A 25,171-nucleotide genomic window follows, 5' to 3' on the forward strand; every position below is an offset into this window, starting at 1 on the left:
CTTATGCCTTTTCGATCGGTACGCTGGTGTCGATGGCAAGGTCTTGCCGCACCGTCGGGCCGCTGGCGCGCACCCGGTCCTTGATGTGGAGCGGCATGGGGCCGCGATCGGTCTGCTCGGCTTCCACGCTATAGCCCGCATTGACCCGGCGCGCGGCATCCTCGCGCTGCAGGATCGCGTCCGCTTCCGTGCCCGCATCGACGGCGTCGGACAGGTGGCGGGACCATTCAGTCTCGCCCGCCCACCAGATGACGTCTCCGGTCTTGAGGTCGTTGCCGGTTAGAATGATCATCGCAATTCTCCAGAAACCATTAGCTCAGCGCGAACGGACTGCCGAAATTTATCCAGCGCGTTCGAGCGCTTCACTACATCGCCCACCACGATCAGCGCGGGGCTTTTCACCTTTTCGCGCGCTATCATTGCGCCAAGATCGGTGAGCAGCGTTCGGATGGCGCGGGCGTCGCCGCGGGTGCCGTTTTCCAGCACCGCGACCGGCGTATCGGGCGAAAGGCCGTCGTCGATGAGCTTTTCCGAAATCGCATCGGCCGTCGCAACGCCCATATAGATGACGAGCGTGCGGCCCTTGCCCGCTAGCCCCGCCCAATTCTGATCGCTCAGCCCCTTGCACTGGCCCGCGACGAAGCTGACGGCGCTCGCATCCTCGCGGTGGGTAAGGGGGAGCAGCGCTTCGGCCGCGCAGCCATTCGCCGCGCTGATGCCGGGGACGACTTCCACCGGCACGCCCGCGGCGCGTAGTTCCTCGGCCTCTTCCCCACCACGCCCGAAGACGAACGGATCGCCGCCCTTCAGCCGCAGGACATCGTGGCCCGCCTTGGCTTCAACCACCAGCAGCGCGTTGATGTCTTCCTGCGGTAAGGTGTGGCGCGCGCGTTTCTTGGCGACCGAGATCAAGCGCGCATCGGGGCGCGCCATCGCCATGATCTCCGGCGCAACGAGGCCGTCATGCACGATCAGCCGCGCCCGCTCGATCAGCCGCGCGGCTTTCAGCGTCAGCAGCTCAGGGTCGCCGGGGCCTGCACCGACCAGATGGACGGTGCCGATGGTGGTAGCTTCAGTCATGATGCAGGAGATGGAGGCGGGCGTCCTCCGGCGCAAATGAGGAAGCGTTGGCCGGGGTGAAGGGAAGCTTTAGCTAAGAATATCCTAACCCGTCCGCTTTCGCGCAGACCTATTCCTCGCTTGCTTCGGCGGGGTGATATTCGTCGGCCTTGATGCCGATGCCGATACGGGCATTTGGCTTGTCGTTCTCCGCGGATACCACCGGAAAGGCGCAATAGTCGGCGGCGTAATAGGCGCTCGGGCGGTGGTTGCCAGACAGGCCGATGCCGCCAAACGGCGCGTGGCTGGTGGCACCGTTGGTGGTGCCGTTCCAATTGACGATCCCGGCGCGGCTGTTCGCCCAGAATTTGTCGTAGAGCTTGCTGTCGCCGCCCACCAGCGCGGCGGATAGGCCGAAGCGGGTGTTGTTCGCCTCCGCAATCGCTTCGTCGAACTCATCGACGCGGATCACCTGGAGGAGCGGTCCGAACAGCTCGATATCGGGGCGTTCGGGCATCTCGGTGACATCGATAATGCCCGGCGTTACGAACGGAAGGGTCTCATCGGGGCGGCGCATATGTTTGATCGGCCGGCCACCATGGCTCATCAGCGCGACGAAGCTTTCGGTCAGGCCGTCGGCGGTATTGTTATCGATCACCGGGCCCATGAACGGCGCGGGATCGGCATGGGGGTGGTCGATGATCAGCCGGTCCGCGGTGCGTTTTACCTCGGCGATCAATTGGTCGGCCTGACTGCGCTTTACGATCAGGCGGCGCGCGGCGGTGCAGCGCTGTCCGGCGGTGAGGAAAGCGGACTGGATCACCAGCACGGCGGCGCTGTGAATGTCGTCCGCATCCCAGGCAATGATCGGATTGTTACCGCCCATTTCCAGCGCCAGGATCTTGTCCGGACGCGTGGCGAATTGCCGGTTGAGCGCAATGCCGGTGCGCGCGGAGCCGGTGAACAGCAGCCCGTCGATGTCGTCATGACTGCTGAGCTGTTTGCCGACATCCGGCCCGCCCTGAACGCAGCGGACCACGCCCTTCGGGATGCCTGCCCGGTGATAAAGCTCCACCAGTTTCTCACCCACTCCGGGGGTCTTTTCGGAAGGCTTGAACAGCACCGTATTGCCCGCGATCATCGCCGGGATCATGTGCCCGTTCGGCAGATGCGCGGGGAAGTTATAGGGGCCAAGCACCGCCAGCACGCCATGCGGTTTGTGGCGCAGCGCGTTGCGCGCGCCCGATCCCTCGACACGGCGCTGCGAGGTGCGATCGGCATAAGCCTTGATCGAGATATCCACCTTGCCGACGACGGCGGCCACTTCGGTGCGCGCTTCCCACACTGGCTTGCCGGTCTCGCGCGCGATCAGGTCCGCCAGCTCGTCCTCGGCATCGCGCGCAATATTGGCGAAACGGCGGATCACCTCGATCCGGTCGGTCAGCGATGCGCTTGCCCATTTCGGCCAGGCGGCGCGTGCTTCGGCAACTTCGGCATCCACGTCGGACTGCGTGCCTTCCCAGAGGCGCTCGCCCGTCGCCGGCTCGCGGGAGATCAGTTGGACCATAACTACCTGTTCATAAACGTGGATGCAGTTCGGACGCGGGTCTATAGCATGTCCGGAGAGAGGTAAATGCGCGGTTGTCTCCGGCGTTCCGGACTGGCGGGCTACAGGCGAAAGCGCTTGATCGGGCAGCGCCATGGCCTGATGCAGGAGGCCGTGCTGGAGAGATATGGAGGTGATGATATGACCAGGATGTATCGGCCGATGCTGGGCGCGATGGTTTTTCTGGCATCGGGCCTTGCCATCCCGGCGGGCCTTTCGGCGCAGGGTGCCACGCCGCCCCCGGTCAGTAGCCAGCCGGTGCCGGGCGAGCTGGAGATGGCCAAGCTGATCTGGAGCACGATGGTTGCGGTCGATCAGGCGAACCGTTCGGGCAATTATTCCGTGCTGCGCGATATAAGCGCGCCCGCATTCCAGATTGCCAACGATCCCGGCCAGCTTGCGCGCATCTTCGCCGGCTTGCGGGCCAGCGGAACGGACCTGTCCAATACGCTGCTGCTGGCCCCTACTTATCGCGCGCCGCCCGCCATCGTGTCTCCCGGCGTCATGCGTGTGCAGGGGTATTTCGGGCTGCGGCCCACGGCGGTGAATTTCGATTTCAGCTATCAGTGGGTGGAAGGGCGCTGGCGGCTTGTCGGCGTTTCGATTGCGCCCGCCAGCCTCGGCACCGTGCAGCCGGGCGATCCGGAGCCGTTGCAGACCGCGCCCGAGGCCCGGCCGGGACGCTGAGGCGGAGGGCGACCCCACGCCTTTCCACCAGCTGCGGTTTGCAATCACTTTTCATTCAGCTTCAAGCGCCTATATGGGTGCTTGCCGGTTTCGATCGGCTATGGCGATAAAGTGTGTTGTGCAATAGGCGCAGCGGACCCGGGGGCAGTACCCGGCGGCTCCACCATAAACCGCAGTTTTCTGCGGCTCATGACGGGGCCGAACCAGGATCGACGTGTGTTGAAAGACAGCGCTTTCGCCCGGGCTGAGTAACCCGTTAAAGGCTCAAAACTCATAAGTGCCAACGATAACGAAGCACTTGCTCTTGCTGCGTAATTGATGCCCTAACGGGCTGACATTACACAAATAGAACGCGGCCGGGTCGGCCGGGCAACAGAAAGACTACAGCGGTTTGGGGGGCACCGGGCAACAGAAGCCTCCCACTCCTTCGACACTCAATCCTTGTGCGGCGAACGGACCTCATGAACCTCGTCGAACTCTATCACGATGCGATCATTTCGCTTGGTGATGACACCGGCGCATCGGATTCTCTGCTGCATGTCCATGCCGGGCTGGCGATCATGCTGATCGCGCGGCTGGTAACGCGCAAATCGCTGGCGACGCCGATCCCCTTTCTGGTCGTCTGCTTGGCCGAGCTGTTCAACGAGGTGATGGACCGACTGGCTACAGGCAGCTGGCGACCGGCCGATACCGGCCTGGATGTGGTGAATACATTGTTCTGGCCGTTTATGCTGATGATCGGCCTGCGCATCCGCCGCGCTCGAGAAATCGAACGGCGCAAACCGGATGGCGAGAAGCCTAGCTGAGCCCGTCCCGCTCGCGCTCCAGATCCACGGCCTGCAACATCTTTGCGCCCGCCATGAACACGGCGGCGCAGCAACATCCGAACATGATCCAGCCCGGCCAGCCCGGATAGGTCTGCACATAGGTCGCGCCGCGCTGCGTCGCGCCGAGCGCCAGGCCGAAGGTGATGAGGAAAACCTCGGCCCTGGATTTTACGATAAACAGGCGCAGGAAACGGTGAAACAAGGACATGTTAACGGTTTAGCAACCATCATGCCAAGCCTGGAAGACTGCGGATCGTTACGGGTCCGGCGCGAGCCGATTGTAAAGTTATCCGACAGTTAACCATGACAGCAGAACTGTCAGTCTCGGTCGACCCGGGCTGCGAAGCATCCATATTTGGCATAGTGGACGTGGAGATAGTCCGCCGCGCCGCTGCCGAGCAGCCGCTTGATCGCCGGTTCGATGGCGTCCCCCTCGGCCAGTTCTGCGTCGACGATATTGCCGTCGGCGTCGAACGCGCGTAGCGCCACCATCCGCTGCCGCATGACGGCGGGGACTTCGTCGCGAAACTGGGCGCGAGTATCGGCGCCCTCGCGTACAAATATGGCGTAACGCGATCGGTAGGGGCTGTCAGCCAGCTGATGCTCGTAATTGAGCAGGATGGCGGTTTCGCCGACGTCTAGGTCGCGCAGTTCGATGCGGTCCGGCACGCCGGGGCTGCTGTCCGCCACCACGCGCCGCGCGCCCAGGTTTGCGAGCTCGGTGTCGCTGAGGCCGTAGAGCGATTTGAAGGGAGCGGGGTCGAGTCCGCGGATGCAATAGGTCATAGGGAGGTCCTTTCGTGAGTCGGGACCGAAGCTAAGTCGGGCGGGCATGGACGGCTTCCCGAACCTTGCGGTCGAAGCGATTTTCTTTTGCATGCATGTGCAATCCCCTCCCGCTCAATGGCAGAGGCGCGAGACTTGCTAAGCGCAGCGAACCTAGTCGCAGCGGTGGGGGTAATGGTTCCGGAACGCGCTAACGGTCCATAAAACCGGGCTTACCCTCATCCAACTCCGCCTAGCTGGCGGAGCTAGCAAAGTTAGGTATCCTTCCCCCGGCAGGAGAAGGACGGATTAGCGCAACTCGCCCAGCTCCAGCGCATGCAGCAGCGCGGCACGGGCCCTTCCGACCTCTTCAGCCAGTTTCGGATCGGCGAGCTGCGCGGGCGCAATATCCTCGGGCCAGTGCTGCGCGATCACTTCGGCGATCCGATCCAGCTTCGCCTCTTCTGCCAGGAAGCGTGGATCCACCGTCGCGGGATCGGCGACAACGCGCAAACGCAGGCAGGCAGGGCCGCCGCCATTGGCCATGGACTGGCGCACATCGACCGGGATCACGCGGCGGATCGGGCCGTTGCCGGCGGTCATTTCCTGCAGCCAATCCCACACCGAAGTCGTTTCTTTCGCCTCGAGCGGGACGATCAGCGCCATCTCGCCCTCCGGCAGCGTCACGAGCTGTGCGTTGAACAGATAGCTTGCGATGGCATCGGCCAAGGACACGCGCGCGGCGGGCACGGTGACGATTTCCGCCTCCGGCAGCTTGGCGCGGATCTCGGCATAGGTCGCGTCGGGATCGGCGAAGGCCTGCTCATGCGCGAACAGCACATTCTCGTTGGCGACGGCGACGACATCATTGTGGAACGCGCCCTCGGCAATCGCCTTGGCGGCCTGTTCGATATGGATCACACGAGCAGGATCCAGTCCATGCGCCCGCGCGACGGCCTTGCTGGCCTCGATATGCTGGCGCGCGGGGAAGGCACCGCCTGTTCGGCCGTGCACGAACAATTCGATCCCGGCGGCATCATGGCTGGCTGCCATGCGCATATGGTTGGCCGCGCCTTCGTCTCCGAACGGCGGGGGCACGGGACCATGCACCGCGAAATGGGCTTCGTCTGCAAAAGCCAGCTTCAGCTGCGCCAGTGTGCCGCGCCATTCGTGGCTGCGGTGCGGCATAGTGATGAGGTTCGCGACCGTCAGATGGCAGCGCCCGTCCTGCGTATCCGGCGCGGGCGAAACGGTGGCGGCGTTCGCGGTCCACATGGCAGACGCACTGTAGGCGGCAGCGCGGATATGATCCTCTGCAGTGGATAGGTCCGTGGATAAACTGTTCAGCCACTGTCGATTGGGCCGATCGAGCGGCAAGAAGAAGCCCTGCGGCAGCCCGCGCCGCAAATTGCCGCGCATCTTCTCGACGCCCTGCAGCGCCGCGGCGCGCGGATGCGAGACCGATCCTTTGTTGTTGGTTGCCGCGAGGTTGCCCGGGCTGAGGCCCGCGTAATTGTGGCTCGGACCGACGATGCCGTCGAAATTGATTTCGGTGATGGTCATGCTTCTTCCTTAGCGCGCGATCCAGGTGACGGTGTCGCCGACATCCACCTTCAGGCGCTTCGCCGCGTCCGGCCTAAGCACGATGCCACCCTCGCGGCGCGCCACCTTGGCATATCCGCCGCGCCAATCGGCAAGGCGGCCGGTGGCAACCAGCGCTTGTTCGCAGTCGTCCTTCTCCAGCTCTTCCACCGCCACGATCTGCGCTTCTTGCGCATCGCGCACGGTGGTCACCTGATCGGTGCGCGCGACCATGCTGGGGCCGCCGTCGAAAATGTCGACATAGCCTTCATAGGCGAAGCCTTCATTTTCCAGCATGCGCATGGCCGCGCGGCCGCTGGGATGGGGCAGGCCGATCACGGACCGCGCGCTTTCGCTCAGCATCGCGGTATAGATCGGGTGCTTGGGCATCAGATCGGCGATGAACTGGTTGCCGTGGATGGCGTTGAAATAGTCCGCTTCCTGAAAGCTCATGCCGAAGAAGCGGCCCGCAAGACCGTCCCAGAAAGGCGATCCACCCGCTTCGTCGATGATGCCGCGTAGCTCCGCCAGGATACGATCGCCGAAGCGCGCGCGGTGCTGACGGACGAACAGATAGCGGCTACGCGCTAGCAGCAGGCCGAGCCCCCCGGCGCGATGGTTCGGGTGCAGGAACAGCCCGCCCACCTCGCTCGAACCTTCCAGATCGGTGACGAGGCTGAGCATCTCCGCGCGGAAGGTGCGGTTGAGCTCCTCGCTCTGCTGGGTCAGCGTGCTGAGGCGATAGCTGTAGAAGGGCCAGCGCTGCCCCACCTGTGCGAAAAGCTGGCAGGTGCCGCGAACCTCACCGGTCTCGACCTCTTCCAGCGCCAGCACGAACAGATCGTCCTGCAACTCGTCGCCTGCGCGGGTGAAGGCTTGGTTCGATCGGTCCAGCTTGGCCGTGAGAGATTTGCGGTCTGGCGGCAGGTTGGTGAATCCACCGCCGGTGAGCTTGGCCATCTCGTAGAGCGCGCCCAGATCGCTGGGGCGCGCGGCGCGGATGATGTAGCTCATGCAAGACCCTTTTCGGCGAGGCGGAGGATGGTGAGCGCGGAGAGGCGCGCGCGTTCGGCGAGGCTATCGACGATCAGGATTTCGTCCGCGCTGTGGATGGCGTCGCCGCGCACGCCCATCGTGTCGACCACCGGGATGCCGCAATCGGCGATATTGTTGCCGTCGCATACCCCGCCGGTGGTGCGCCAACCGATGTCCAGGCCGAGATCGGCACCCGAGCGCTTGACCAGACCGAACAGCTTTTCCGCGCCTTCGCTCAGCGGCTTGGGCGGCCGTCCGAAGCCGCCATGCGGGTGGACGCTGACATCATGTTCCATCGCGATAGCGGCGCAGGCGCGCTCCAGCGCTTCCTCGGCTTCCGCTTGGTCTCGCGGATCGCGCGGCCGGAAATTGACGCGAAGGATCGCATGATCGGGCACCACATTATTGGCACCGCCGCCGTCGATCTTCGCCGGATTGACCGACAGTCCGTCACGCATCAGCGCCTTCAGCCGGAGCGCGAGGTCCGCCGCGGCGACAACGGCGTTGCGCCCGTCCTCCGGATTGCGCCCGGCATGGGCGCTGCGCCCGCCAATCTTGATCGAGTAGTTGCCGCTGCCGCCGCGCGCGCCTGCCAGCGTGCCGTCGGGAAGCGCGGGTTCGTAGGTCAGCGCCGCGGTCTTGCCTTGCGCAAGGCGCTTGATCAGCGCGGCGGAGGAGCCGGAACCCACCTCCTCATCGCTGTTGATCATGACCTGATAGCCGATGCGATCCTTCGCGTCGGAGCCTTCCAGCGCCATTAGCGCGTGCAGCATGACGGCGATGCCGCCTTTCATGTCGGCGACGCCGGGGCCGTTCAGGATATTGTCCTCACGCCAGCTCAGTTCCTGGAAGCCGCTGTCCTTCGGAAAGACGGTATCCATATGGCCGGTGAAGAGCAGTTGGACGGGCGCATCGGGCCGCACCGTGGCGACGAGATGCTTGCCGCGCTCTAGCGTCTGGATCGCGCCGTCCGGCTGCATTGTCTCGACCGGATCGGGCGCCACCAGCTCGACCTCTCCGGGCAGCTCGGCGAAGGCATCGCCCAGTTGCTGCGCCATGGCGGCGAGGCCTTCCAGATTGGCGGTGCCGCTGTTGATCTTCGCCCATGTCATGGTGCGATCGAGCATGGGCTGCTGCTCGATCCGCTCCAGCACGGCGGCTTCGCTTTTAGTAATCTGTGTCATGGCGCAAGGGGATAGCGCGGGCAGGGCGGGTAGGCCAGTGCCGTGCAATGACGTTGGTTCAGTTCGACAGCACCCGCGCAACCGACACGAATTCATCCACGTTTAGCGTTTCCGCCCGCCGCGTCGGATCGATCCCCGCCGCTTCCAGCGCATCGAGAGCGCCCGGCAGCGCCTTCAGACTCTGCCGCAGCATCTTGCGGCGCTGGCCAAAGGCGGCGGCGGTGAGCTTTTCGAGGACAGCGAAGCGCACCCCTTCGGGCGCATCCGTTGGAACCAGATGCACCACCGCGCTCATCACCTTGGGCGGTGGGGTGAAAGCGCTGCGATGGACCTTCATCGCCAGCCTGGCACTGCTGCGCCACTGGGCGAGCACCGAGAGCCGCCCGTAATGGCTGCTGCCGGGCTCGGCGACGATGCGGTCCGCCACCTCCTTCTGAAACATCAGCGTGCACGAGGCCCAGTCCGGCGGCCAGCTCTCCCCGCTCAGCCAGCGGACGAGAAGTGCCGTGCCGACATTATAGGGCAGGTTGGAGACGATGTGATAGGGCGCGGCCAACGGCGGCTGCTCGGCGAGTGCATCGCCCTCCTGCACGGACAATTTGCCCGGATAGGCCTCCGCGATTTCGGCGAGCGCTGGCAGGCAGCGGGCATCGCGTTCGATCACGCTGACCTCGGCCCCTGCGCGCAGCAGGGCGCGGGTCAGGCCGCCGGGACCGGGGCCGACTTCGTAGACGCGCGCGCCTTCCAGCTCGCCCGGCACGGCGGCAATGCGATCGAGAAGCTGCTCGTCGAACAGAAAATTCTGCCCCAACGCCTTGGATGCGCTGAGCCCGTGCTTCGCGATCACCTCGCGCAGCGGCGCCAGAGCGGGCTGGCTCAATCGAGCGCCTGACGGTTGCGCACGGCGTCGCTGGCCATGCGGATCGCGGCGATCATCGAACTGGCACGGGCCTTGTTCTGTCCGGCGATACCGAAGGCGGTGCCGTGATCGGGCGAGGTGCGCACGATCGGCAGGCCCAGCGTGATGTTCACCGCATCGTCGAAATACAGCGTCTTCAGCGGCACCAGCGCCTGATCGTGATAGGCGCACACGGCTGCGTCGTATCCGATGCGCGCTTCCTCGTGAAACATGGTGTCGGCGGGTAGGGGGCCTGTGACGTCGCAGCCATCGGCAAGCAGCCTCTCGACCGCGGGCACGAACAGCTCTTCTTCTTCCCGGCCCATCTTGCCGGATTCCCCGGCATGGGGGTTGAGGCCTGCCAGCGCGATGCGGGGATTGTCGATGCCGAAATTGCGGGTAAGGCCGCGCGCGGTGGCCTGAACCCGCTCGACGATCAGATCGATCGACAGCGCATCCGGTACATCGCGCAGCGCGATATGGGTGGTCATGGGCACGACGCGCAGGCCGGGGCCTGCCAGCATCATGATCGCATTCTGCCGGGAGACACCGCAGCGTTCGGCGATGAATTCGGTCTGCCCGGGATGCGTGAAGCCGACGGAATAGAGCTGCGCTTTCGAAATGGGGGCAGTGATGACCGCGCCCGCGCTGCCGCTGCGGGCCAGCCCTACCGCGGCTTCCAGCGACTGATAGGCGCATTGCGCGCCCGCCGCGCTCGGCTGGCCGGGCGTCACCGCGCCGCATTCCAGCACCTGCATCACCGGCAAGGCGGTTTCGAAAACGTCTGCCGCCTTCGCGGGATCGTCGATCGTCTGAACCGGGCCGTCCCAATGCGGCGCAAAAGCGGAGGCGTCGCCCACGGCGAAAAACGGCGAAAGGCCCGCGCTGCCGCGGGCCTCCCAGCTTTTACCGATAATTTCCGGTCCGATGCCCGCCGGGTCGCCCAAGGATATGGCGAAGGGAGCGATCGGGGGACTGTCCGTCATGCAGGCACCGCCATCAGTTGTAATCGATAATGGCATCGCGCCGCAGATCGCGCAGATAGATCTGCGCCCGGCGCGATACGCGGTCTTCCTCCAGGCGTGACTGGATCTGATCGAAGGACGGGGCATTGCCCACCTGCGCATCGTCACGGCCGCACAGCACGAACACGCGCACGCCTTCTTCCAGCGAACCGTATGGCGGGGTGGACCGGCCGATCTCCAGCTTCGCCATCACCTCCTGCAGCGGCCCGGGCAGATCGCCCAGACGCACGCCGTCGCGGTTCACGACATCGGCGTTCAGCGTTGCGGCGATATCGTCCGCATTGCCGCAGCCGCGAATGTCCTGCGTCTCCTGCGCGAAGCGATCCAGAATCGGCTGCGCGGCCGCTTGGCTGGCATTGGCCGGGAACTTGATCGAGATTTGCTTGAGGCTGAGCTGCGCGTCGCGGGGATCGGCCGTCAGGATCTGCCGCTTGTCGATCAGGTAGAGGATCGAAACGCCGCCGGGCGACTGCACCGGTCCGACAAGTTGATTGGGCTGCATCTGCTGCGCAGCTTCGGCGAGCGAGGTGGGAAGCCGCGCGGGGCGCACCCAGCCCAGATCGCCGCCCACCGCCGCGGTGGACGCTTCGGAGAACTGACGCGCATAGGCCACGAAGCTGCCGCCTTCGCTGATCTGCTTCACGATATTGCGCGCCTGCGCCACCACCTGCGCCTCATTTTCCGGCGTCGCGGCGAGATAGATTTCGCCCAGGCGATATTCGGTGGTGCCCTTGCTCTCGTTCAGCCGGTCAATGATCGACTGAACCTCGTCATCGCTGACGTTGATGAAGGGGCTGATGTTGCGGCGCAGGAGACGGCTCCACGCCAGCTCCGCCTGAATCTGGCGATGCAGCGATGCGGGCGCGGAGCCGATCGAGCGCAGATACTGGTCGAACGCGGCGGCGCTGCCCTGGCCGTTCTGCTGGGCAACACGGGCATAGGTCTGGCCGATTTCATCCGCACTGATCGAGATGTCGTTGGCCGCGGCTTCCTGGATCTGCAGCGTCTCATCGATCAGATTGCGCAGCACCTGCAGGCGCAGCCTCTGCTTTTCCGCGTCGGGAATATTGCCGCCATTGGCCGCCACGATCAGCGCCATGCGCTGGTCCACATCGGTGCCGGTGATGATCGATCCGTTCACCACCGCGGTTGCGCGACGCACATTGGGATCATCATTGCCGAACAGGGTCAGGCCGTCCGGCATATCCAGGCCCACATTGGGCACCGGCGTTTCGTTGACCGTCTGCGCGGGCAGGGCGGTGGGGGCCAGCAGGCTCAGCGCCGCACTCATGCCGAGAAGATTGGTGAATTTCATAAGGTCAGCCAGTCGGTTCCATACGGTTACAGGGACAATCAGCCATTGCGGGCTAGTCCGCGCGCGCTGAACCGCGGATGAAAGATGGCCGTCCCCCGGACGCGGGTGCCTTATACGCCCAGATTGCGAAATGCCAGCCGGAACAGGAAGCTGTTGCCGCGCTGGGCATCGCCCACCTTCTGATAGTCGCGCCGCCAGGTAAGCCCTAAGCTGATGCACTCGTCATCATAAGCAACGCCGAGGCGGTGGCGGATCGGCCGGAAGCCGTCGCTGTCCGCCAACGGGTCCTCCTCCGCATCGGTAAGATCGACGATGGCCGATCCGAACACGGACCAGTAGCGCGCAAAGGCCACGCGCGCGCCGGCGCGCAGCTCCTCACGATCGCGCAGGTCTTCCACAGCGGTGCTGATATCGCGGTTGAGACGCAGATAGCCGATCTCGGCATAGGTCTTCTCGGAGCCGACCAGCGCGTCGATTTCATTGCGGCGGACCTTGAAGCCGTCCTTGTCCAGCCGATAGCGATGGGTCAGCCGCACGAAATTCTTGTAACGGATATCGGTTCGCCCGACGATGTCGGACAATTGCCGCGACAGGCCTGTGCCGTCCGGGAAAGCCGTCGGCTCTTTGGTGAAGCTGTAGCTCTGACCGATATTGGCGTGGATCGACAGATTGGTGGTCAGCAGCGAGTAATCGATGCCGTAGACCACCCGGTAGCCATCCTCGTAACGGTCATAGCCGGGGAAGCGGTTGAGCGAGAAGAGATTGATGTCTTCCAGATCGACGGCGCGCGAATCTTCGTTCGGAATCCTGTTATTGTCGACCGCCGGCGTGGCGACCAGCTGAACGCGCGGCGTGATGATCTGCGTGCCGCCGAACGCCTGGCCTACGAAAGGCCAGCTGGCATCGGCCGCCGCGGTGGCGATGAAGCGGCTCTGAAACCCCGGCTCGCCGCGATAGATCAGCGTCCGGGTCAGGTCGTTCTCGCTGCTGTGGTAAAGGTCTCCGCGGCCCAGCAAGGTGAAGGTGAGAAGCTGGCCAAGGTCCGACACCAGCCGCTTGTCCCAGCGTGCCTGCGCAAAGGCGCGTTGCGTGTCCTGCCCTTCGGTCCGGCCGATGGCGAGGCTGTTGGCCTGCAGCATGATCTGCCCGCCCAGAAGCGGATCGGCGATCTTGCGGCGATAATCGATCTCCGGCAGCACCAGCGGAACCAGCCCCTGGTCCGCGCCGACACGCAGCGTCTGGAAGGCCCAGCCGGCAAGGCGGAAATAGCTGTTCGAATCGATCCGCTCCGCCTGGATGGTGGAACGCAGCCGATCATCCCGGCTGATGTCGTAGCGGCGCAGGAAGGTGCGGTCGGTGACCCGGCGGATCGATCCGCGCAGCGTCCAATATTCGTCCGGGCGCAGTTCCCCGCTGGCGTCGATATAACCGCGGAACTGCTGCTGCGATACGGGCGCGCCGGTGATCGAGGTTTGCCGGCTGTAGGTTCCGTATCCGGTGATCTGATAGGCGCCCAGCTCGTTCAGTTCACGGTAGCTGGCGCTGACCATCGGCAGCACTTCGGAAAAGATATAGGGCGTGATCACGATGTCCCGGTTGGGGCCGAGCGGGATCAGATAGGGCAGCTGCAATTCTGCGCCATTATTGTTGGTATAGCCGATATTGGGCACCAGCAGCCCGCCTTCGGTACGGTCTCCCAAGGGGTGCGACAGACCGGGCAGGGGTATCAGCGGCAGGCCGAACAATTCGATCCGCGCACCGGAATAGCTGACACGTTCTTTATTGGGATCATAGGTGACGCGCACGGCATTGACCTGCCAGGTCGGGTCCTTCGGACAGCCTTTGCTGTCGACCACCGCGCACGGTGTGTAGGCGGCGCGTTGCAGCTGCACCACGCCGCTGGGCAACCGCTCCCCGCGTACCGCAGCCAGGCGGCCGCCTTCCTTCATGACGAGCAGCAGGTTCTCGATCGCGCCCTCGCGCAGGCTGTCCGACAGGGTGACGCGGTCGCCATAAGCGATATCGCCATTAGGGCTGAGCGCGCGGACCGATCCGGTTGCCACCACCTCTCCGCTGTTGCGATTCCACTCGATCTGGTCGGCGAACACCTGATAGCCGTCGCGCGCCAGCTCCACATTCCCGCTGGCCGTGACGATTTCCGCATCGCTGTCATAATTCAGGGTGTCGGCAGCGAAGCCGATCTGATCACTGTCACTTACGGGCGCTAAGGGCGTTTGCGGCGCGGGCGGGGTGGTGGCTGCGGCGCTTTCAGCAGGCGGAATCGGAACATCGGGCGCATCGAAAGCGCCGTCCTGCTGGCTGCGCTCTTGCGCCCCGGCAGGCGCGCCGGCGGCCAGCGCAATCGCCATCGCGAGGCCGCATGCAGCGTACAATCCCGGCTTTTGCGATTTCATCTACCGAACCCTTATCGCACCTGCTGGCGCATTCAGAGTGCACCCCTTGCACCAGCGCGCCCGATCCCGCAATGCGCGAGGTGGAACCGTCGCGGGCCGTGAACCGTCTGAGTCCATAGACAGCAGAATTCAGTACCAGAAGGATTAAACCTTGATCGATATCCGCTTTTCCGCAGACCGCCCGCAAGACGCCGACGTCCTCGTCATTCCCGTAGGTGAGGGCGGCGCGGATGCCGGTGCTCTAGGCATTGCGCAGGGCGCAATGGTGGCAGGTGCCGCCAAGTCCGCCCGTTTCGAGGGCAAGGCCGGGCAGAGCTTCTCCACTTTCGCCGAAGAAGATGGCAGCGCCGTGCGCGTGCTCCTGGTCGGCACCGGCAAGGATGGTTTCGACAAGGCGGGCGGCGCCATCAGCGCGCAGCTGCTCACTTCGGGCGCGAAGCATGCCTCGCTGAAGGCCGACGGCTTGAGCGCCGAGCAGGCTGCCGAGATTGCCTATGGCGCGAAGCTGCGCAGCTGGCGGATCGATACCTATCGCACACAACTGAAGGATCATGAAAAGCCCAGCCTGACCGCGCTGACGCTGGTCGGTGCGCCGGACGGCACCGAGGATCGCTGGACGCGCCTCGACGCGATTGCAGAGGGCGTGGCCTTCACGCGCGAGCTGGTGTCGGAGCCGGCCAACATCATCTATCCGGAAAGCTTCGTTGAGCGTGCGCGTGCCAAGATGGAGCCGCTCGGTGTCACCTTGCGCGTGCTGGATGAGCCGGAGATGGAAAAGCTCGGCATGAACGCGCTGCTCGGCGTTTCGATGGGTTCGGAGAAGCCGGGCCGCTTGCTCGCGCTCGAATATATGGGCGGCAAGGACGGCGAGAAGCCGATCGTGTTTGTCGGTAAGGGCGTTACTTTCGATACCGGCGGCATTTCGCTGAAGGCCCCGCAGGGCATGGAAGACATGAAGTGGGATATGGGCGGTGCGGGCGCTGTTGCCGGTGCCATGACCGCAATTGCCGGGCGCAAGGCCAAGGCGAATGTGATCGGCATTTGCGGCCTGGTAGAGAATATGCCGGACGGCAAGGCTCAGCGCCCCGGCGATGTCGTCACTTCCATGAGCGGCCAGACGATCGAAGTGATCAACACCGATGCCGAGGGTCGGCTGGTGCTGTGCGACGCGCTGCATTGGGCGCAGGAAACCTACGATCCGGAATATATCGTCGATCTCGCCACGCTGACCGGCGCGATGCTGGTCTCGCTCGGCCATGAGCAGGCGGGCCTGTTCTCGAACGATGACGGTCTGGCCGACAAGCTGACCGCGGCGGGCAAGACGTCGGGCGATCCGCTGTGGCGTCTGCCGCTCGGCAAGGCCTATGACAAGCTGCTCGACAGTCCGATCGCCGACATGAAGAATGTGGGGCCGCGGTCTGCCGGTTCGATCACCGCGGCGCAGTTCCTGCAGCGCTTCATTCAGGATGGCGTGAAGTGGGCGCATCTCGACATCGCGGGTATGGCCTGGGCGGATAAGGACAGCGCCACGGCGGCCAAGGGCGCGACCGGTTTCGGCGTGCGTCTGCTCGATCGCCTGATCGCGGACAATTTCGAGGGGTAAGGCAAAAGCGGTGCCCCAGGTGGATTTCTATCAGCTCACGCGTGATCCCGCTGCGGCGATCCTGCCGGTGCTGGTCCAGAAATCGCTTGCCGAGGGGCACCGCGTTTACATTGCGCACGCCAGCGAGGAAGCGCGCGATGCGCTGTCCGAGGCGCTATGGAATGCGTCTCCGGAAAGTTTTCTGGCGCATGGCGAAGTCGGCTCCTGCGATGAGGCGGCGCAGCCCGTGCTGCTCGGCTCGGGCGTTATCGGCGGCAACGGCGCGCAATATTGCGCAATCGCCGATGGCGACTGGCGTGAGGGCGTTGACGGCTATCAGCGCATCTTCTTCCTCTTCGAACCGGACAAGATCGAAGGTGCCCGCGCCGCCTGGAAGGCGCTGTCCGCCCGCGAAGGCTGGCAATGCCATTACTGGAAACAGGACGGCCGCCGCTGGACGAGGGCGGCCGGAAGCGCGCCGCTTGCCACCCGCGTGCGCGGGCGCTAGGGGCGCGCTCAATCTTTCAAGACCAATCCCTAAAATCTCAGGAGTTCATCATGGCGGTTACCCGCACCTTTTCGATCATCAAGCCCGATGCCACCCGCCGCAACATCACCGGCGCGGTCACCAAGATGCTGGAAGACGCCGGGCTGCGCGTCGTCGCGTCCAAGCGCATCCAGATGACCGAGGAGCAGGCCAAGGGTTTCTACGCCGTCCACGCAGAGCGTCCCTTCTACGGTGAGCTCGTCGAGTTCATGACCAGCGGCCCCGTCGTCGTGCAGGTGCTCGAAGGCGAAGACGCCGTAAAGCGCAACCGCGACATCATGGGCGCGACCAACCCCGCCGACGCCGAAGCCGGCACCATCCGCAAGGAACTGGCCGAAAGCATCGAGGCGAACACCGTCCACGGCTCGGACAGCGAAGAAAACGCCGCGAACGAGATCAAGTTCTTCTTCACCGAAGACGAAATCGTCGGCTGATCGACCGGATCATGGTGGGCAAGCGCGTCGAAAAGGCGAACCTGCCCACCAAGACCTGCGCCGCCTGCGGACGCCCGTTTACCTGGCGTCGCAAGTGGAAGGATGTGTGGGACGAGGTGAAATATTGCTCGAAGCGCTGCCGCGGTTCGGCGCGTTTCTCGTCCAGCTAGAACCCGGCCTCAGCGGTCGGTCTCGCCGCTCTCGTCCTGTTCGTCATGATGGCGCAGCACGAAGGCGAGAATCAGGAGCGTCGCGACCGGCCCCCACAGAGCATCCAAGCTCCAGTGCGCATAGATAAGCGCGCCGCTCGCCCCGCCCGCCAGCATAGCAATCCAGAGCGCTGCATAGTGCAGCCAGTCCCAGCGCGGCCCTCCGCCCAGCGCGCGGCCGATATGCTGGCCGATCTTCACCAGCGTCCCCGTCATATAGGTGATGCCGAAGCGCACCTCGCCGTCGCGTTCGAAAACGAGATTTTCCGCGCCCATGCCGAAAGCGATGATCGCCACGCCGACCATTTTCCAGTCATGATCGAACAGCAGCTGGCTTACCGCCAAACAGGCTGCGATCCCGATCAACAGAAGGCTCGCGATATGCTTGCGCGCGGTGATCCGCAGCACCGTGCCGGCAATTACGCCGAGTACGAAGGAGCCGATCAACATCAGCGCGATCGCCGCCGCGCTCGACTGCTCCGCTAGCCCGATGCCCGCCCGCGTCGAGTTGCCGCTCATGAACGAAGGGAAGAATCCGCCGGTCACCAGATAGCCGGTTGCATCGACATAGCCCGCCAGTGCCGTCAGAACTGCGGCCGCCGGAAGGTTCCTGCGCGCGTCGGCCAAGGATCAGCCGCCCTGTTCCAAGCGCCCACCGACATAGGCGGCGAGCGTGCGCGGATAGAGCTGATGTTCTGCGATCAGAACGCGCGCGGCCAGACTGTCCGCATCGTCGTCCGGCAATATGGCCACCTGCGTCTGCGCGAGTAGCGGCCCGTCATCGACCCCGGCGTTGACGAGATGGACCGAGCAGCCGGCAAAGGCATCGCCCGCTTCCAGCGCGCGCTCATGGGTGTGGAGGCCTTTGTATTTGGGCAGCAGGGATGGGTGGATGTTCAGCATCCGGCCTTTCCAGGCGGACACGAACGCTTCGCCAAGGATGCGCATATATCCGGCGAGCGCGATATAGTCGGCGCCCGCCTCGCGCACGGCTGCGTCCATGATCGCATCATGATCGGCGCGGGCCAAACCTTTGTGCGGACGCGCGAAGGTGGCGATGCCTTCCGCCGCGGCAAGCTTCAGGCCGGGCGCTTCGGGATCATTGGAGGCGACGAGAATGATCTCATAGGGGCAGTCCGCAGCCTTCGCCGCATAGAGGAGCGCCGCCATGTTCGAGCCGCGACCCGACAGCAGGACGGCGACTTTGGCCTTACCGGCCACGGTACAGAACGCTCATGGAGGGACGCGCAGTCTCAGGCATCATGCGCGGCTTCCCATTCGGCGCTCGCGCCCCAGTCGCCGCGGGCGGCGCCGATGCGGCAGCCGCGCTTGCCAGCGCCAATACGGCCGATGGCGTGAACGGTCTCACCTGCGTCTTCCAGCGCCTGCGTCACGCGGCCCGCGCGGTCCTCGCGCACGATCACCGCCATGCCGATGCCGCAGTTGAAGGTGCGGGCCATTTCGCCCGGATCGATCGATCCCTGTTCCTGCAGAAATGCCATCAGGTCCGGCTGGTCCCAGGCACCGGCGTCGATCATTGCACGGCATCCTTCGGGCAACACGCGCGGGATATTTTCCAGCAGCCCGCCGCCGGTGATATGGGCGAGGCCGTTGATATGGCCTTCGCGAAGGAGCGGCAGCAGCGCCTTCACATAAATGCGCGTGGGCGCGATCAGGGCATCGAGCAGGCTGCGGCTGTCATCGAACGGCGCGGGCGCATGCATATCCCAGTTCTTGTCGGCGGCGAGGCGACGGACCAGCGAGAAGCCGTTGGAATGCACGCCCGAGCTTTCCAGCCCCAGAATGATGTCGCCCGGCGCAATGGCTTCTCCGGTAAGCTGCTCGCCGCGCTCGACCGCGCCGACGGAAAAGCCCGCCAGATCGTAATCGCCCGCCGCATACATGCCGGGCATTTCCGCCGTTTCGCCGCCGATGAGTGCGCATCCCGCCAGCTTGCAGCCGTCCGCGATTCCGGAAACGACCCGCTCGGCAACGCCCTGATCCAGCTTCCCGGTCGCGAAATAATCGAGGAAGAACAACGGCTCTGCGCCCTGCACGATCAGATCGTTGACGCACATCGCCACCAGATCCACGCCGATCGCGTCGTGCCGGTCATGATCGATGGCGAGCTTTACCTTGGTGCCCACGCCGTCGTTCGCGGCAACCAGCAGCGGATCGCTGAACCCTGCCGCCTTCGGATCGAAAAATCCGCCGAAACCGCCCAGATCGGCGTCCGCGCCGGGCCGCGCCGTGGCACGAGCGAGCGGCGCAATGGCGCGCACCAGCGCGTTGCCGGCGGCAATGGAAACGCCGGACTGTTCGTAGCTATAAGGGGCGGACGGGTCGTTTGTGTCGCTCATCCTTTGAGCGCCTAGCCAGATCGCGCTTGGAATTCCATGCTTCAGTCGCCAAAAGAGCGCCGATGCGTTTGCCCAGTCCCCCCCGTAAATGGATGATCGCCGCCGCGGCCACAGTGCTCGCCGGTTCCTCCGCGCTCGTCTACGCGCAGATCGAAGGGCCGGAGCGCGGCGTTCCACCGATCGCCTCCACCGGGGATTTCGAGGTGAGCGGGATCGAGGTGAACGTCACCGGCAAGGATGCAGAGGACGCGCGCCGCAATGGCTGGGCGGAGGCGCAGCGCCTCGGCTGGGCCAAATTGTGGGCGCGCACCCATGGCGGGCAGAAGTCCAGCCTGCCCGATTCGCGGCTCAACGACATGGTCTCCGCCATTGTAGTGGAGGAAGAGGAGATCGGCCCGCGCCGCTATGTCGCGCGCCTGGGTGTGGTGTTCGACCGGGCACGGGCAGGGCAGTTGCTGGGCGTCAGCGGCAAGGTGACCCGTTCCGCGCCGCTGATGATCATCCCGGTGACAATCAACGCTGGCGCGCCGATGGTGTTCGAACAGCGCACCGACTGGCAGCGCGCCTGGGCGCGTTATCGCACGTCCGAAAGCGCGATCGACTATATCCGGCCTTATGGCGGCGGCGGCGATTCGCTGGTGCTGACGGCGGGGCAGATCGACCGGCGCAGCCGTATCTGGTGGCGCGCCCTGCTCGATCAGTTCGGTGCGGCCGACATCCTGATCCCGATCGTGCGGATCGAGCGGCAGTGGCCCGGCGGCCCGGTGGAGGCGACCTTCACCGCGCGCTACGGCCCGGACAACACTTATCTGGAAAGCTTCGGGCTGCGCACGTCCGGCCCCGGCGGCATCGCCAAGATGATGGACGAGGGCGTGCGCCGCATCAATGCAATCTATGAGCGCGCCCTGGCCGCCGGCATGCTGGCACCGGACAAGTCGCTGATCGTGCAGGAACCGGTGGACGAGAGCGAGCTGATCGATCTCGAAGAACCGGCACCGGTCGTGGACAGCGGGCCGAGCCGGCCGGGTGACGACAACTATGTGCCCTCGATCGGCCCGCCCCCGCCAAGCGGTACAGCCGCGGCTACTCCGGCGGCAGCACCGTCGATGCAGAGCTTCAACGTGCAGTTCGCAACGCCCGATGCATCCGCCGTGACCGCCGCCGAGGCCGCGGTGCGCGGGGCACCGGGCGTGCAGGGCGCGACCACGTCCAGCCTGGCACTGGGTGGTACATCCGTCATGCGGGTGACCTTTGCCGGAGACCGCGATGCCTTGCGCGCGGCACTGGCGGCGCGCGGCTTCACCGTCCAGGATGCGGGCGGCGCGCTCAGGATCAGCCGCTAGGCGAGGCTGGCCCGGCGATGCGGCAGATCGCGCTTCCCCTGGACTGGTCCGCCGGTAGCGGCACGGAACTGATCGTTACGCCCGCCAATGAAGGGGCGGCGGGACTGATCGAAAATCACAGCTATTGGCCGCAGGGCGGCGTGATCCTCTCCGGACCGCCGCGATCGGGCAAGAGCCTGATGGCCGCGCATTTCGAAGTCAGCCACTCCGGCACTGCGATCGACGATGCCGATCAGTGGGAGGACGAGGCGCTGTTCCACGCCTGGAACGCGGCAAAGGGGGCGGGCAAGCCGCTGCTCCTTACCGCACGCACGCCGCCGGGCGAATGGGGCACCGCATTACCGGACTTGCGATCGCGCCTTGCCGCGATGCAACTGACCCAGCTGGCTGAGCCGGACGATGCGATGCTGGAGGGACTACTGCGGCTTCATCTGGCGCGCGCGGGAACCGGGGCGACCGACGAGACGCTCTCTTATATCGTGAAGCGCATCGACCGCAGCTACGCCGCGACCGAGCGATTCGTTCGCGAAGCCAATGCCCGCGCGCTGGAACAAGGCGGCCCGGTGGGCATGAAGCTGGCGCGCAATCTGTTCGAACATCAGGACGAGTTGGATATCTGAGATGGCTGAAAGCGACGCGAAGTTCCGGAAGACGCCGCCCAGCCCCAATCCGCCGGAAGGCGCGCGGCGCTACATCAACCGCGAACTCAGCTGGCTGAAATTCAACGAACGCGTGCTGGAGGAGGCCCGCAACCCCAGCCATCCGCTGATCGAGCGGCTGCGTTTCCTCTCCATCTCCGGTAGCAATCTGGACGAGTTCTTCATGGTCCGCGTCGCGGGCCTGGTCGGGCAGGTGGCGCAGGGGGTGGAGTTGTGCTCGCCCGACGGCCTGACCCCCGCCCAGCAGCTTGAGGCGATTTACGAACAGAGCGACCGGCTGATGCAGGCGCAGCAGCAGGCGTGGGAATTTCTCCGCGGCGCACTGGAGGAAGAGGGCGTCGCGGTGGTCATGCCGTCGTCGCTGGACGAAGAGGGCGCGGCCTGGCTGCGCGATCATTTCAATGATCAGATTTTCCCTATCCTGACGCCGCAGGCGCTGGACCCGGCGCATCCTTTCCCCTTCATTCCCAATCTGGGGCTGAGCATCGTGCTGGATATGAAGCGGCAGAAGGATGGTCGCTCGATCCGCGAACTGCTGATGATCCCCGCCGCATTGCCGCGCTTCCTGCGCGTGCCAGGGGGCGCGGCGCGATACGTTACCATAGAGGATACGGTGCTGTTCTTCGTGGAACGGCTTTTTCCGGGATATGATCTGATCGGATCGGGCACATTCCGCATCGTGCGCGACAGCGATATCGAAGTGGAGGAAGAGGCCGAAGATCTGGTCCGCTACTTCAAGAGCGCGATCAAGCGGCGGCGCAAGGGCCAGGTGATCCGGCTGGAGCTGAACGACAGCCTGCCCGATGCCGTGTCGGCCACGATCCGTGAGGATCTCCTCGTCGTCGGCTCCTCCCGCGCGCTCGTCCACGGATTTATCGGCATCAGCGATCTGGCGATCCTGTGCAATGAGGACCGGCCGGACCTGAAATTCCCCGCCTTTACCCCGCGCTTCCCGGAGCGCATCCGCGAATATGACGGGGATTGCTTCGCCGCGATCCAGGCGAAGGACATCATCGTCCACCACCCATATGAAAGCTTCGACGTGGTGGTCGCCATGATCGAGCAGGCGGCGTCCGACCCCGATGTGGTCGCGATCAAGCTGGCGCTTTACCGCGCGGGGCGCCAGTCGCGCATCATCCGTGCCCTGATTGACGCGGCGGAGGCAGGCAAGTCCGTGACGGCGGTAGTGGAGCTGAAGGCGCGCTTCGATGAGGAACAGAACCTCGCTTGGGCGGCGCAGCTGGAGCGCGCGGGCGTGCAGGTGGTCTATGGTTTCATCGAGTGGAAGACGCACGCCAAGGTCACCATGATCGTGCGTAAGGAAGAGGGCGGCTACCGCACCTACTGCCATTTCGGCACCGGCAATTATCACCCGGTCACCGCCAAAATTTACACCGATCTCAGCTATTTCACCGCCGATCCGGCTGCCGGGCATGATGCCGCGCAGCTGTTCAACTATATCACCGGCTATGTCGAACCGGGCGAGCTCAGCCGCATCTCGATCTCACCGGTCGATCTTCGGCAGGATCTGGAGGCGTTGATCGCGGCTGAAATGGCGAACGCCGCAGAAGGCAAGCCCGCTGCAATCTGGGCCAAAATGAACTCGCTGGTCGATGCGCAGATGATCGACCGGCTATATGAGGCAAGCCAGGCGGGCGTACAGATCGATCTGGTCGTGCGCGGCATCTGCTGCCTGCGGCCCGGCATCGCCGGCCTTTCGGAAAATATCCGCGTGAAATCGGTGATCGGGCGCTTTCTGGAACACAGCCGCATCTGGGCTTTCGCCAATGGCCGCGCGCTGCCCAATGACGGCGCAAAGCTGTTCATCAGCTCTGCCGACTGGATGCCGCGCAATCTGGAGCGGCGCGTGGAATATATGATGCCGATTGCCAACCCCACCGTGCATGACCAGGTGCTCGATCAGGTGATGGTCGCCAATCTGATCGATAATGAACAGAGCTGGGAAATGGATGGAGAAGGGCAGTATGAACGCGTCCAGCCGGAGGGCAAGCGCTTCAACCTGCACCAGTATTTCATGACCAACCCCTCCTTGTCCGGGCGCGGCAAAGCGCTCAAGAAATCGAAATCGGTGCCCAAGCTGCGGCTCGACCGGCGCAAGCCCAAGTGATCCTTCGCCGCAGCAAGGCCGCCGCCCCCGAAGCCGCGGCAACGCCCAGCATGCGATCGGCAGTGGTGGACATCGGCTCCAACTCGGTGCGACTGGTGGTGCATTCCGGCCATCCGCGCGCGCCCTCCATGATCTTCAACGAGAAGGTAATGGCGGGCCTTGGCGGCGACTTGGCGGCAACGGGCCGGATCGGCGAGGAATCGAGCGCGCGTGCGCTGCGTGCCCTCTCGCGCTTCCGCTTGCTGTGCGACCGGTTTGAGGTGGAGCGGGTGGACGTGATTGCCACCGCTGCGGTGCGCGATGCCGAAAATGGCGATCAGTTTCTGGAAGGCGCCCGCGCGTACGGGTTCGAACCGCGGGTGCTGAGCGGCGAGGAAGAGGCCTATTTCGCCGGCATGGGCGTGCTCGCCGCCTTTCCGGATGCCAAAGGTTGGGTCGGCGATCTGGGCGGCGGCAGTCTGGAGATTGCCCGGATCGGCAAGGGGCAGGTGAAGCAGGGCCTTTCGCTGCCCTTCGGCGTGCTGCGCGCCAAGCCGATCCTGGACAAGGGCGCGGGCGCGCTCGCCAAGCGCTTCGGCAAGGCCCTTGCCGAGAGCGATCTTGCCATCAAGGACAAGCCGATGCCGCTGTATCTTGTCGGTGGAAGCTGGCGATCGCTGGCGCGTATCGACATGGAGGCTGGCGACTGGCCGCTGCGCGTGGTCCATCATTATGAGATCGCGCCGGCGCGCGCCGTGAAGCTCGCCGATAGGGTTGCGGCCATGGACGCGGCGGAGATCGGCAAGGTGCCCGGCGTCGGATCGAGCCGCGTGCCTTATATGCGCGAGGCGAGCAGACTGTTGGCGCTGCTGGTGGAGCAACTGAAACCCAGTACCATCCTGATTTCCGCCTTCGGCGTGCGTGAGGGCACGCATTTCGACGCGCTGGACGCGCAGATGCGTAGCGCCGATCCTTTGCTCGCCGGAACAGCGGACATGGGCCGGGCAGAGGGGCGCTTTCCGCTGCACGGCATCGCGGTTGATGAATGGATCGCGCCCTTGTTCGAGAGCGACAGCGCCGAATGGCAGCGTCTGCGCCGCGCGGCCTGTAACCTTGGCGATGTCGCGTGGCGCGCGAACCCGGATTTCCGGGCCGAGCGTGGTCTTGAGGCGGGGCTTCACGGGAACTGGGTCGGCATCGACGGCGCGGGGCGCGAAATGCTGGGGCAGGCGCTTTATACCAGCTTCGGCGGGGGCACGTCGGTCTTTCCTGGCGGCGGCGCTCTGGCGGGGGCGAGAGCAATCGAACGCGCCATCGCCTGGGGCCTCGCCATGCGACTTGCGCAGCGGATCAGCGCCGGCATGGCCGCGCCGCTGAAGGAAAGCGGCATCCGGGTGGAGGGCGACCGGCTGGTCCTGAGCGCCACTGCCGACGCGCTGCTCTCCGAAACGGTGGAAAAGCGCCTTGGCCAGCTGGCGAGCTATATGGGGTTGGAGGCTGCGGTTCGGTGAAAAGAACGATGCGGCCTGGAAAC

At 64.8% G+C, this 25,171-nt stretch carries 24 protein-coding genes, 1 other RNA gene and 1 pseudogene; 11 read left to right on the forward strand and 15 right to left on the reverse strand.

What is annotated here, in order from left to right:
• Position 1 precedes the first annotated feature (1 nt).
• The 3 genes from I6A82_RS06120 to astD form a co-directional block, all read right to left on the reverse strand.
• A complete protein-coding gene (locus tag I6A82_RS06120) occupies positions 2–292 on the reverse strand; it encodes a DUF2849 domain-containing protein (RefSeq protein WP_187335582.1) in 291 nt (96 codons plus the stop codon).
• Positions 289–1,080 carry a uroporphyrinogen-III C-methyltransferase gene (gene cobA, locus I6A82_RS06125; RefSeq protein WP_198094159.1) on the reverse strand — a complete coding sequence of 264 codons (792 nt, stop codon included), beginning with the start codon at positions 1,078–1,080 and terminating at the stop codon, positions 289–291. The genes I6A82_RS06120 and cobA overlap by 4 nt, the downstream gene beginning before the upstream one ends.
• A 109-nt stretch (positions 1,081–1,189) precedes the next feature.
• A complete protein-coding gene (astD, locus tag I6A82_RS06130) occupies positions 1,190–2,626 on the reverse strand; it encodes a succinylglutamate-semialdehyde dehydrogenase (RefSeq protein ID WP_198094160.1) in 1,437 nt (478 codons plus the stop codon).
• Between the two features lie 180 nt (positions 2,627–2,806).
• Between astD and I6A82_RS06135 the strand changes: the two genes are divergently transcribed.
• The 3 genes from I6A82_RS06135 to I6A82_RS06145 all read left to right on the forward strand — a co-directional run bounded on the left by I6A82_RS06135 (position 2,807) and on the right by I6A82_RS06145 (position 4,158).
• Entirely contained in the window at positions 2,807–3,352 is a 546-nt protein-coding gene (locus I6A82_RS06135) for a hypothetical protein (RefSeq protein ID WP_198094161.1), read from the forward strand.
• Positions 3,353–3,396: 44 nt separating this feature from the next.
• Positions 3,397–3,740, forward strand: a transfer-messenger RNA (tmRNA) gene (gene ssrA, locus I6A82_RS06140).
• Positions 3,741–3,813: 73 nt separating this feature from the next.
• The gene (locus tag I6A82_RS06145) at positions 3,814–4,158 is read left to right on the forward strand and encodes a hypothetical protein (RefSeq protein ID WP_198094162.1); all 345 of its coding nucleotides are present in this window, start codon (positions 3,814–3,816) and stop codon (positions 4,156–4,158) included.
• Here I6A82_RS06145 and I6A82_RS06150 read toward each other — a convergent pair.
• The 9 genes from I6A82_RS06150 to I6A82_RS06190 form a co-directional block, all read right to left on the reverse strand.
• Entirely contained in the window at positions 4,151–4,387 is a 237-nt protein-coding gene (locus I6A82_RS06150) for a hypothetical protein (protein WP_198094163.1), read from the reverse strand. The two genes, I6A82_RS06145 and I6A82_RS06150, sit on opposite strands and share 8 nt — an antisense overlap.
• A gap of 110 nt (positions 4,388–4,497) precedes the next feature.
• Positions 4,498–4,965 (reverse strand): DUF1203 domain-containing protein, encoded by a 468-nt coding sequence (locus tag I6A82_RS06155; protein WP_198094164.1) that lies wholly within the window; start codon positions 4,963–4,965, stop codon positions 4,498–4,500.
• Positions 4,966–5,253: 288 nt separating this feature from the next.
• Positions 5,254–6,507: an N-succinylarginine dihydrolase gene (locus I6A82_RS06160; protein WP_198094165.1), complete on the reverse strand. Its 1,254-nt coding sequence runs from the start codon at positions 6,505–6,507 to the stop codon at positions 5,254–5,256.
• A gap of 9 nt (positions 6,508–6,516) precedes the next feature.
• Positions 6,517–7,539 (reverse strand): arginine N-succinyltransferase, encoded by a 1,023-nt coding sequence (locus I6A82_RS06165; protein WP_187335589.1) that lies wholly within the window; start codon positions 7,537–7,539, stop codon positions 6,517–6,519.
• Positions 7,536–8,744, reverse strand: a complete 1,209-nt coding sequence (locus tag I6A82_RS06170) for a hydrolase (protein WP_198094166.1) — start codon at positions 8,742–8,744, stop codon at positions 7,536–7,538. Before I6A82_RS06170 ends, I6A82_RS06165 begins: the two co-directional genes overlap by 4 nt.
• Before the next feature lie 58 nt (positions 8,745–8,802).
• On the reverse strand, positions 8,803–9,624 hold the full coding sequence (gene rsmA, locus I6A82_RS06175) for a 16S rRNA (adenine(1518)-N(6)/adenine(1519)-N(6))-dimethyltransferase RsmA (protein ID WP_198094167.1): 822 nt from the start codon (positions 9,622–9,624) through the stop codon (positions 8,803–8,805).
• Complete coding sequence (pdxA, locus tag I6A82_RS06180) at positions 9,621–10,628, reverse strand: 4-hydroxythreonine-4-phosphate dehydrogenase PdxA (RefSeq protein WP_232343325.1); 1,008 nt, start codon at positions 10,626–10,628, stop codon at positions 9,621–9,623. The genes rsmA and pdxA overlap by 4 nt, the downstream gene beginning before the upstream one ends.
• 13 nt (positions 10,629–10,641) lie before the next feature.
• Positions 10,642–11,982: a peptidylprolyl isomerase gene (locus tag I6A82_RS06185; protein WP_198094169.1), complete on the reverse strand. Its 1,341-nt coding sequence runs from the start codon at positions 11,980–11,982 to the stop codon at positions 10,642–10,644.
• Between the two features lie 110 nt (positions 11,983–12,092).
• Positions 12,093–14,396 carry an LPS-assembly protein LptD gene (locus I6A82_RS06190; RefSeq protein WP_232343326.1) on the reverse strand — a complete coding sequence of 768 codons (2,304 nt, stop codon included), beginning with the start codon at positions 14,394–14,396 and terminating at the stop codon, positions 12,093–12,095.
• Positions 14,397–14,550: 154 nt separating this feature from the next.
• Between I6A82_RS06190 and I6A82_RS06195 the strand changes: the two genes are divergently transcribed.
• Genes I6A82_RS06195 through I6A82_RS06210 form a run of 4 tightly spaced genes read left to right on the forward strand, consistent with a single transcriptional unit; the run spans position 14,551 to position 17,129 of the window.
• A complete protein-coding gene (locus I6A82_RS06195; RefSeq protein WP_198095518.1) occupies positions 14,551–15,999 on the forward strand; it encodes a leucyl aminopeptidase in 1,449 nt (482 codons plus the stop codon).
• Positions 16,000–16,009: 10 nt separating this feature from the next.
• The gene (locus I6A82_RS06200) at positions 16,010–16,486 is read left to right on the forward strand and encodes a DNA polymerase III subunit chi (RefSeq protein ID WP_198094170.1); all 477 of its coding nucleotides are present in this window, start codon (positions 16,010–16,012) and stop codon (positions 16,484–16,486) included.
• A 50-nt stretch (positions 16,487–16,536) separates the two neighbouring features.
• Positions 16,537–16,959, forward strand: a complete 423-nt coding sequence (gene ndk, locus I6A82_RS06205; protein WP_187335595.1) for a nucleoside-diphosphate kinase — start codon at positions 16,537–16,539, stop codon at positions 16,957–16,959.
• Positions 16,960–16,970: 11 nt separating this feature from the next.
• Complete coding sequence (locus tag I6A82_RS06210; RefSeq protein WP_198094171.1) at positions 16,971–17,129, forward strand: DUF2256 domain-containing protein; 159 nt, start codon at positions 16,971–16,973, stop codon at positions 17,127–17,129.
• A 9-nt stretch (positions 17,130–17,138) separates the two neighbouring features.
• Here the strand turns inward: I6A82_RS06210 and I6A82_RS06215 are convergent, their stop codons facing one another.
• The 3 genes and pseudogenes from I6A82_RS06215 to purM form a co-directional block, all read right to left on the reverse strand.
• A complete protein-coding gene (locus tag I6A82_RS06215; protein ID WP_198094172.1) occupies positions 17,139–17,795 on the reverse strand; it encodes a YoaK family protein in 657 nt (218 codons plus the stop codon).
• A gap of 30 nt (positions 17,796–17,825) precedes the next feature.
• Positions 17,826–18,389 (reverse strand): annotated as a pseudogene (gene purN / locus I6A82_RS06220) (phosphoribosylglycinamide formyltransferase); the annotation flags it as partial.
• A 32-nt stretch (positions 18,390–18,421) separates the two neighbouring features.
• Complete coding sequence (gene purM, locus I6A82_RS06225) at positions 18,422–19,528, reverse strand: phosphoribosylformylglycinamidine cyclo-ligase (protein WP_198094174.1); 1,107 nt, start codon at positions 19,526–19,528, stop codon at positions 18,422–18,424.
• Positions 19,529–19,590: 62 nt separating this feature from the next.
• On the opposite strand from purM, the gene I6A82_RS06230 reads away from it, so the two are divergent.
• Genes I6A82_RS06230 through I6A82_RS06245 form a run of 4 tightly spaced genes read left to right on the forward strand, consistent with a single transcriptional unit; the run spans position 19,591 to position 25,148 of the window.
• The gene (locus tag I6A82_RS06230; RefSeq protein WP_232343328.1) at positions 19,591–20,871 is read left to right on the forward strand and encodes a heavy-metal-associated domain-containing protein; all 1,281 of its coding nucleotides are present in this window, start codon (positions 19,591–19,593) and stop codon (positions 20,869–20,871) included.
• A gap of 17 nt (positions 20,872–20,888) precedes the next feature.
• The gene (locus I6A82_RS06235; protein WP_198094175.1) at positions 20,889–21,491 is read left to right on the forward strand and encodes a DnaA/Hda family protein; all 603 of its coding nucleotides are present in this window, start codon (positions 20,889–20,891) and stop codon (positions 21,489–21,491) included.
• A gap of 1 nt (position 21,492) precedes the next feature.
• Positions 21,493–23,658, forward strand: coding sequence for an RNA degradosome polyphosphate kinase (locus tag I6A82_RS06240; protein WP_198094176.1), 2,166 nt, complete (start codon positions 21,493–21,495; stop codon positions 23,656–23,658).
• On the forward strand, positions 23,655–25,148 hold the full coding sequence (locus I6A82_RS06245; protein ID WP_332310941.1) for a Ppx/GppA family phosphatase: 1,494 nt from the start codon (positions 23,655–23,657) through the stop codon (positions 25,146–25,148). The genes I6A82_RS06240 and I6A82_RS06245 overlap by 4 nt, the downstream gene beginning before the upstream one ends.
• Positions 25,149–25,171: the final 23 nt, after the last annotated feature.

It is taken from the genome of Novosphingopyxis sp. YJ-S2-01, assembly GCF_016093175.1.
Classification (GTDB): Bacteria; Pseudomonadota; Alphaproteobacteria; order Sphingomonadales; family Sphingomonadaceae; genus Novosphingopyxis; species Novosphingopyxis iocasae.

What these genes read in the sequence shown, in the direction of transcription:
- I6A82_RS06230 (WP_232343328.1), top strand. Translation starts at nt 19,591, where the DNA reads ATGCGTTTGCCCAGTCCCCCCCGTAAATGGATGATCGCCGCCGCGGCC.
- I6A82_RS06210 (WP_198094171.1), top strand. Translation starts at nt 16,971, where the DNA reads ATGGTGGGCAAGCGCGTCGAAAAGGCGAACCTGCCCACCAAGACCTGC.
- ndk (WP_187335595.1), top strand. Translation starts at nt 16,537, where the DNA reads ATGGCGGTTACCCGCACCTTTTCGATCATCAAGCCCGATGCCACCCGC.
- pdxA (WP_232343325.1), bottom strand. Translation starts at nt 10,628, where the DNA reads ATGACGGACAGTCCCCCGATCGCTCCCTTCGCCATATCCTTGGGCGAC.
- purM (WP_198094174.1), bottom strand. Translation starts at nt 19,528, where the DNA reads ATGAGCGACACAAACGACCCGTCCGCCCCTTATAGCTACGAACAGTCC.
- I6A82_RS06235 (WP_198094175.1), top strand. Translation starts at nt 20,889, where the DNA reads ATGCGGCAGATCGCGCTTCCCCTGGACTGGTCCGCCGGTAGCGGCACG.
- I6A82_RS06135 (WP_198094161.1), top strand. Translation starts at nt 2,807, where the DNA reads ATGACCAGGATGTATCGGCCGATGCTGGGCGCGATGGTTTTTCTGGCA.
- astD (WP_198094160.1), bottom strand. Translation starts at nt 2,626, where the DNA reads ATGGTCCAACTGATCTCCCGCGAGCCGGCGACGGGCGAGCGCCTCTGG.
- I6A82_RS06120 (WP_187335582.1), bottom strand. Translation starts at nt 292, where the DNA reads ATGATCATTCTAACCGGCAACGACCTCAAGACCGGAGACGTCATCTGG.
- I6A82_RS06185 (WP_198094169.1), bottom strand. Translation starts at nt 11,982, where the DNA reads ATGAAATTCACCAATCTTCTCGGCATGAGTGCGGCGCTGAGCCTGCTG.
- I6A82_RS06190 (WP_232343326.1), bottom strand. Translation starts at nt 14,396, where the DNA reads ATGAAATCGCAAAAGCCGGGATTGTACGCTGCATGCGGCCTCGCGATG.
- I6A82_RS06240 (WP_198094176.1), top strand. Translation starts at nt 21,493, where the DNA reads ATGGCTGAAAGCGACGCGAAGTTCCGGAAGACGCCGCCCAGCCCCAAT.
- I6A82_RS06155 (WP_198094164.1), bottom strand. Translation starts at nt 4,965, where the DNA reads ATGACCTATTGCATCCGCGGACTCGACCCCGCTCCCTTCAAATCGCTC.
- I6A82_RS06145 (WP_198094162.1), top strand. Translation starts at nt 3,814, where the DNA reads ATGAACCTCGTCGAACTCTATCACGATGCGATCATTTCGCTTGGTGAT.
- I6A82_RS06160 (WP_198094165.1), bottom strand. Translation starts at nt 6,507, where the DNA reads ATGACCATCACCGAAATCAATTTCGACGGCATCGTCGGTCCGAGCCAC.
- I6A82_RS06165 (WP_187335589.1), bottom strand. Translation starts at nt 7,539, where the DNA reads ATGAGCTACATCATCCGCGCCGCGCGCCCCAGCGATCTGGGCGCGCTC.
- cobA (WP_198094159.1), bottom strand. Translation starts at nt 1,080, where the DNA reads ATGACTGAAGCTACCACCATCGGCACCGTCCATCTGGTCGGTGCAGGC.
- I6A82_RS06170 (WP_198094166.1), bottom strand. Translation starts at nt 8,744, where the DNA reads ATGACACAGATTACTAAAAGCGAAGCCGCCGTGCTGGAGCGGATCGAG.
- I6A82_RS06150 (WP_198094163.1), bottom strand. Translation starts at nt 4,387, where the DNA reads ATGTCCTTGTTTCACCGTTTCCTGCGCCTGTTTATCGTAAAATCCAGG.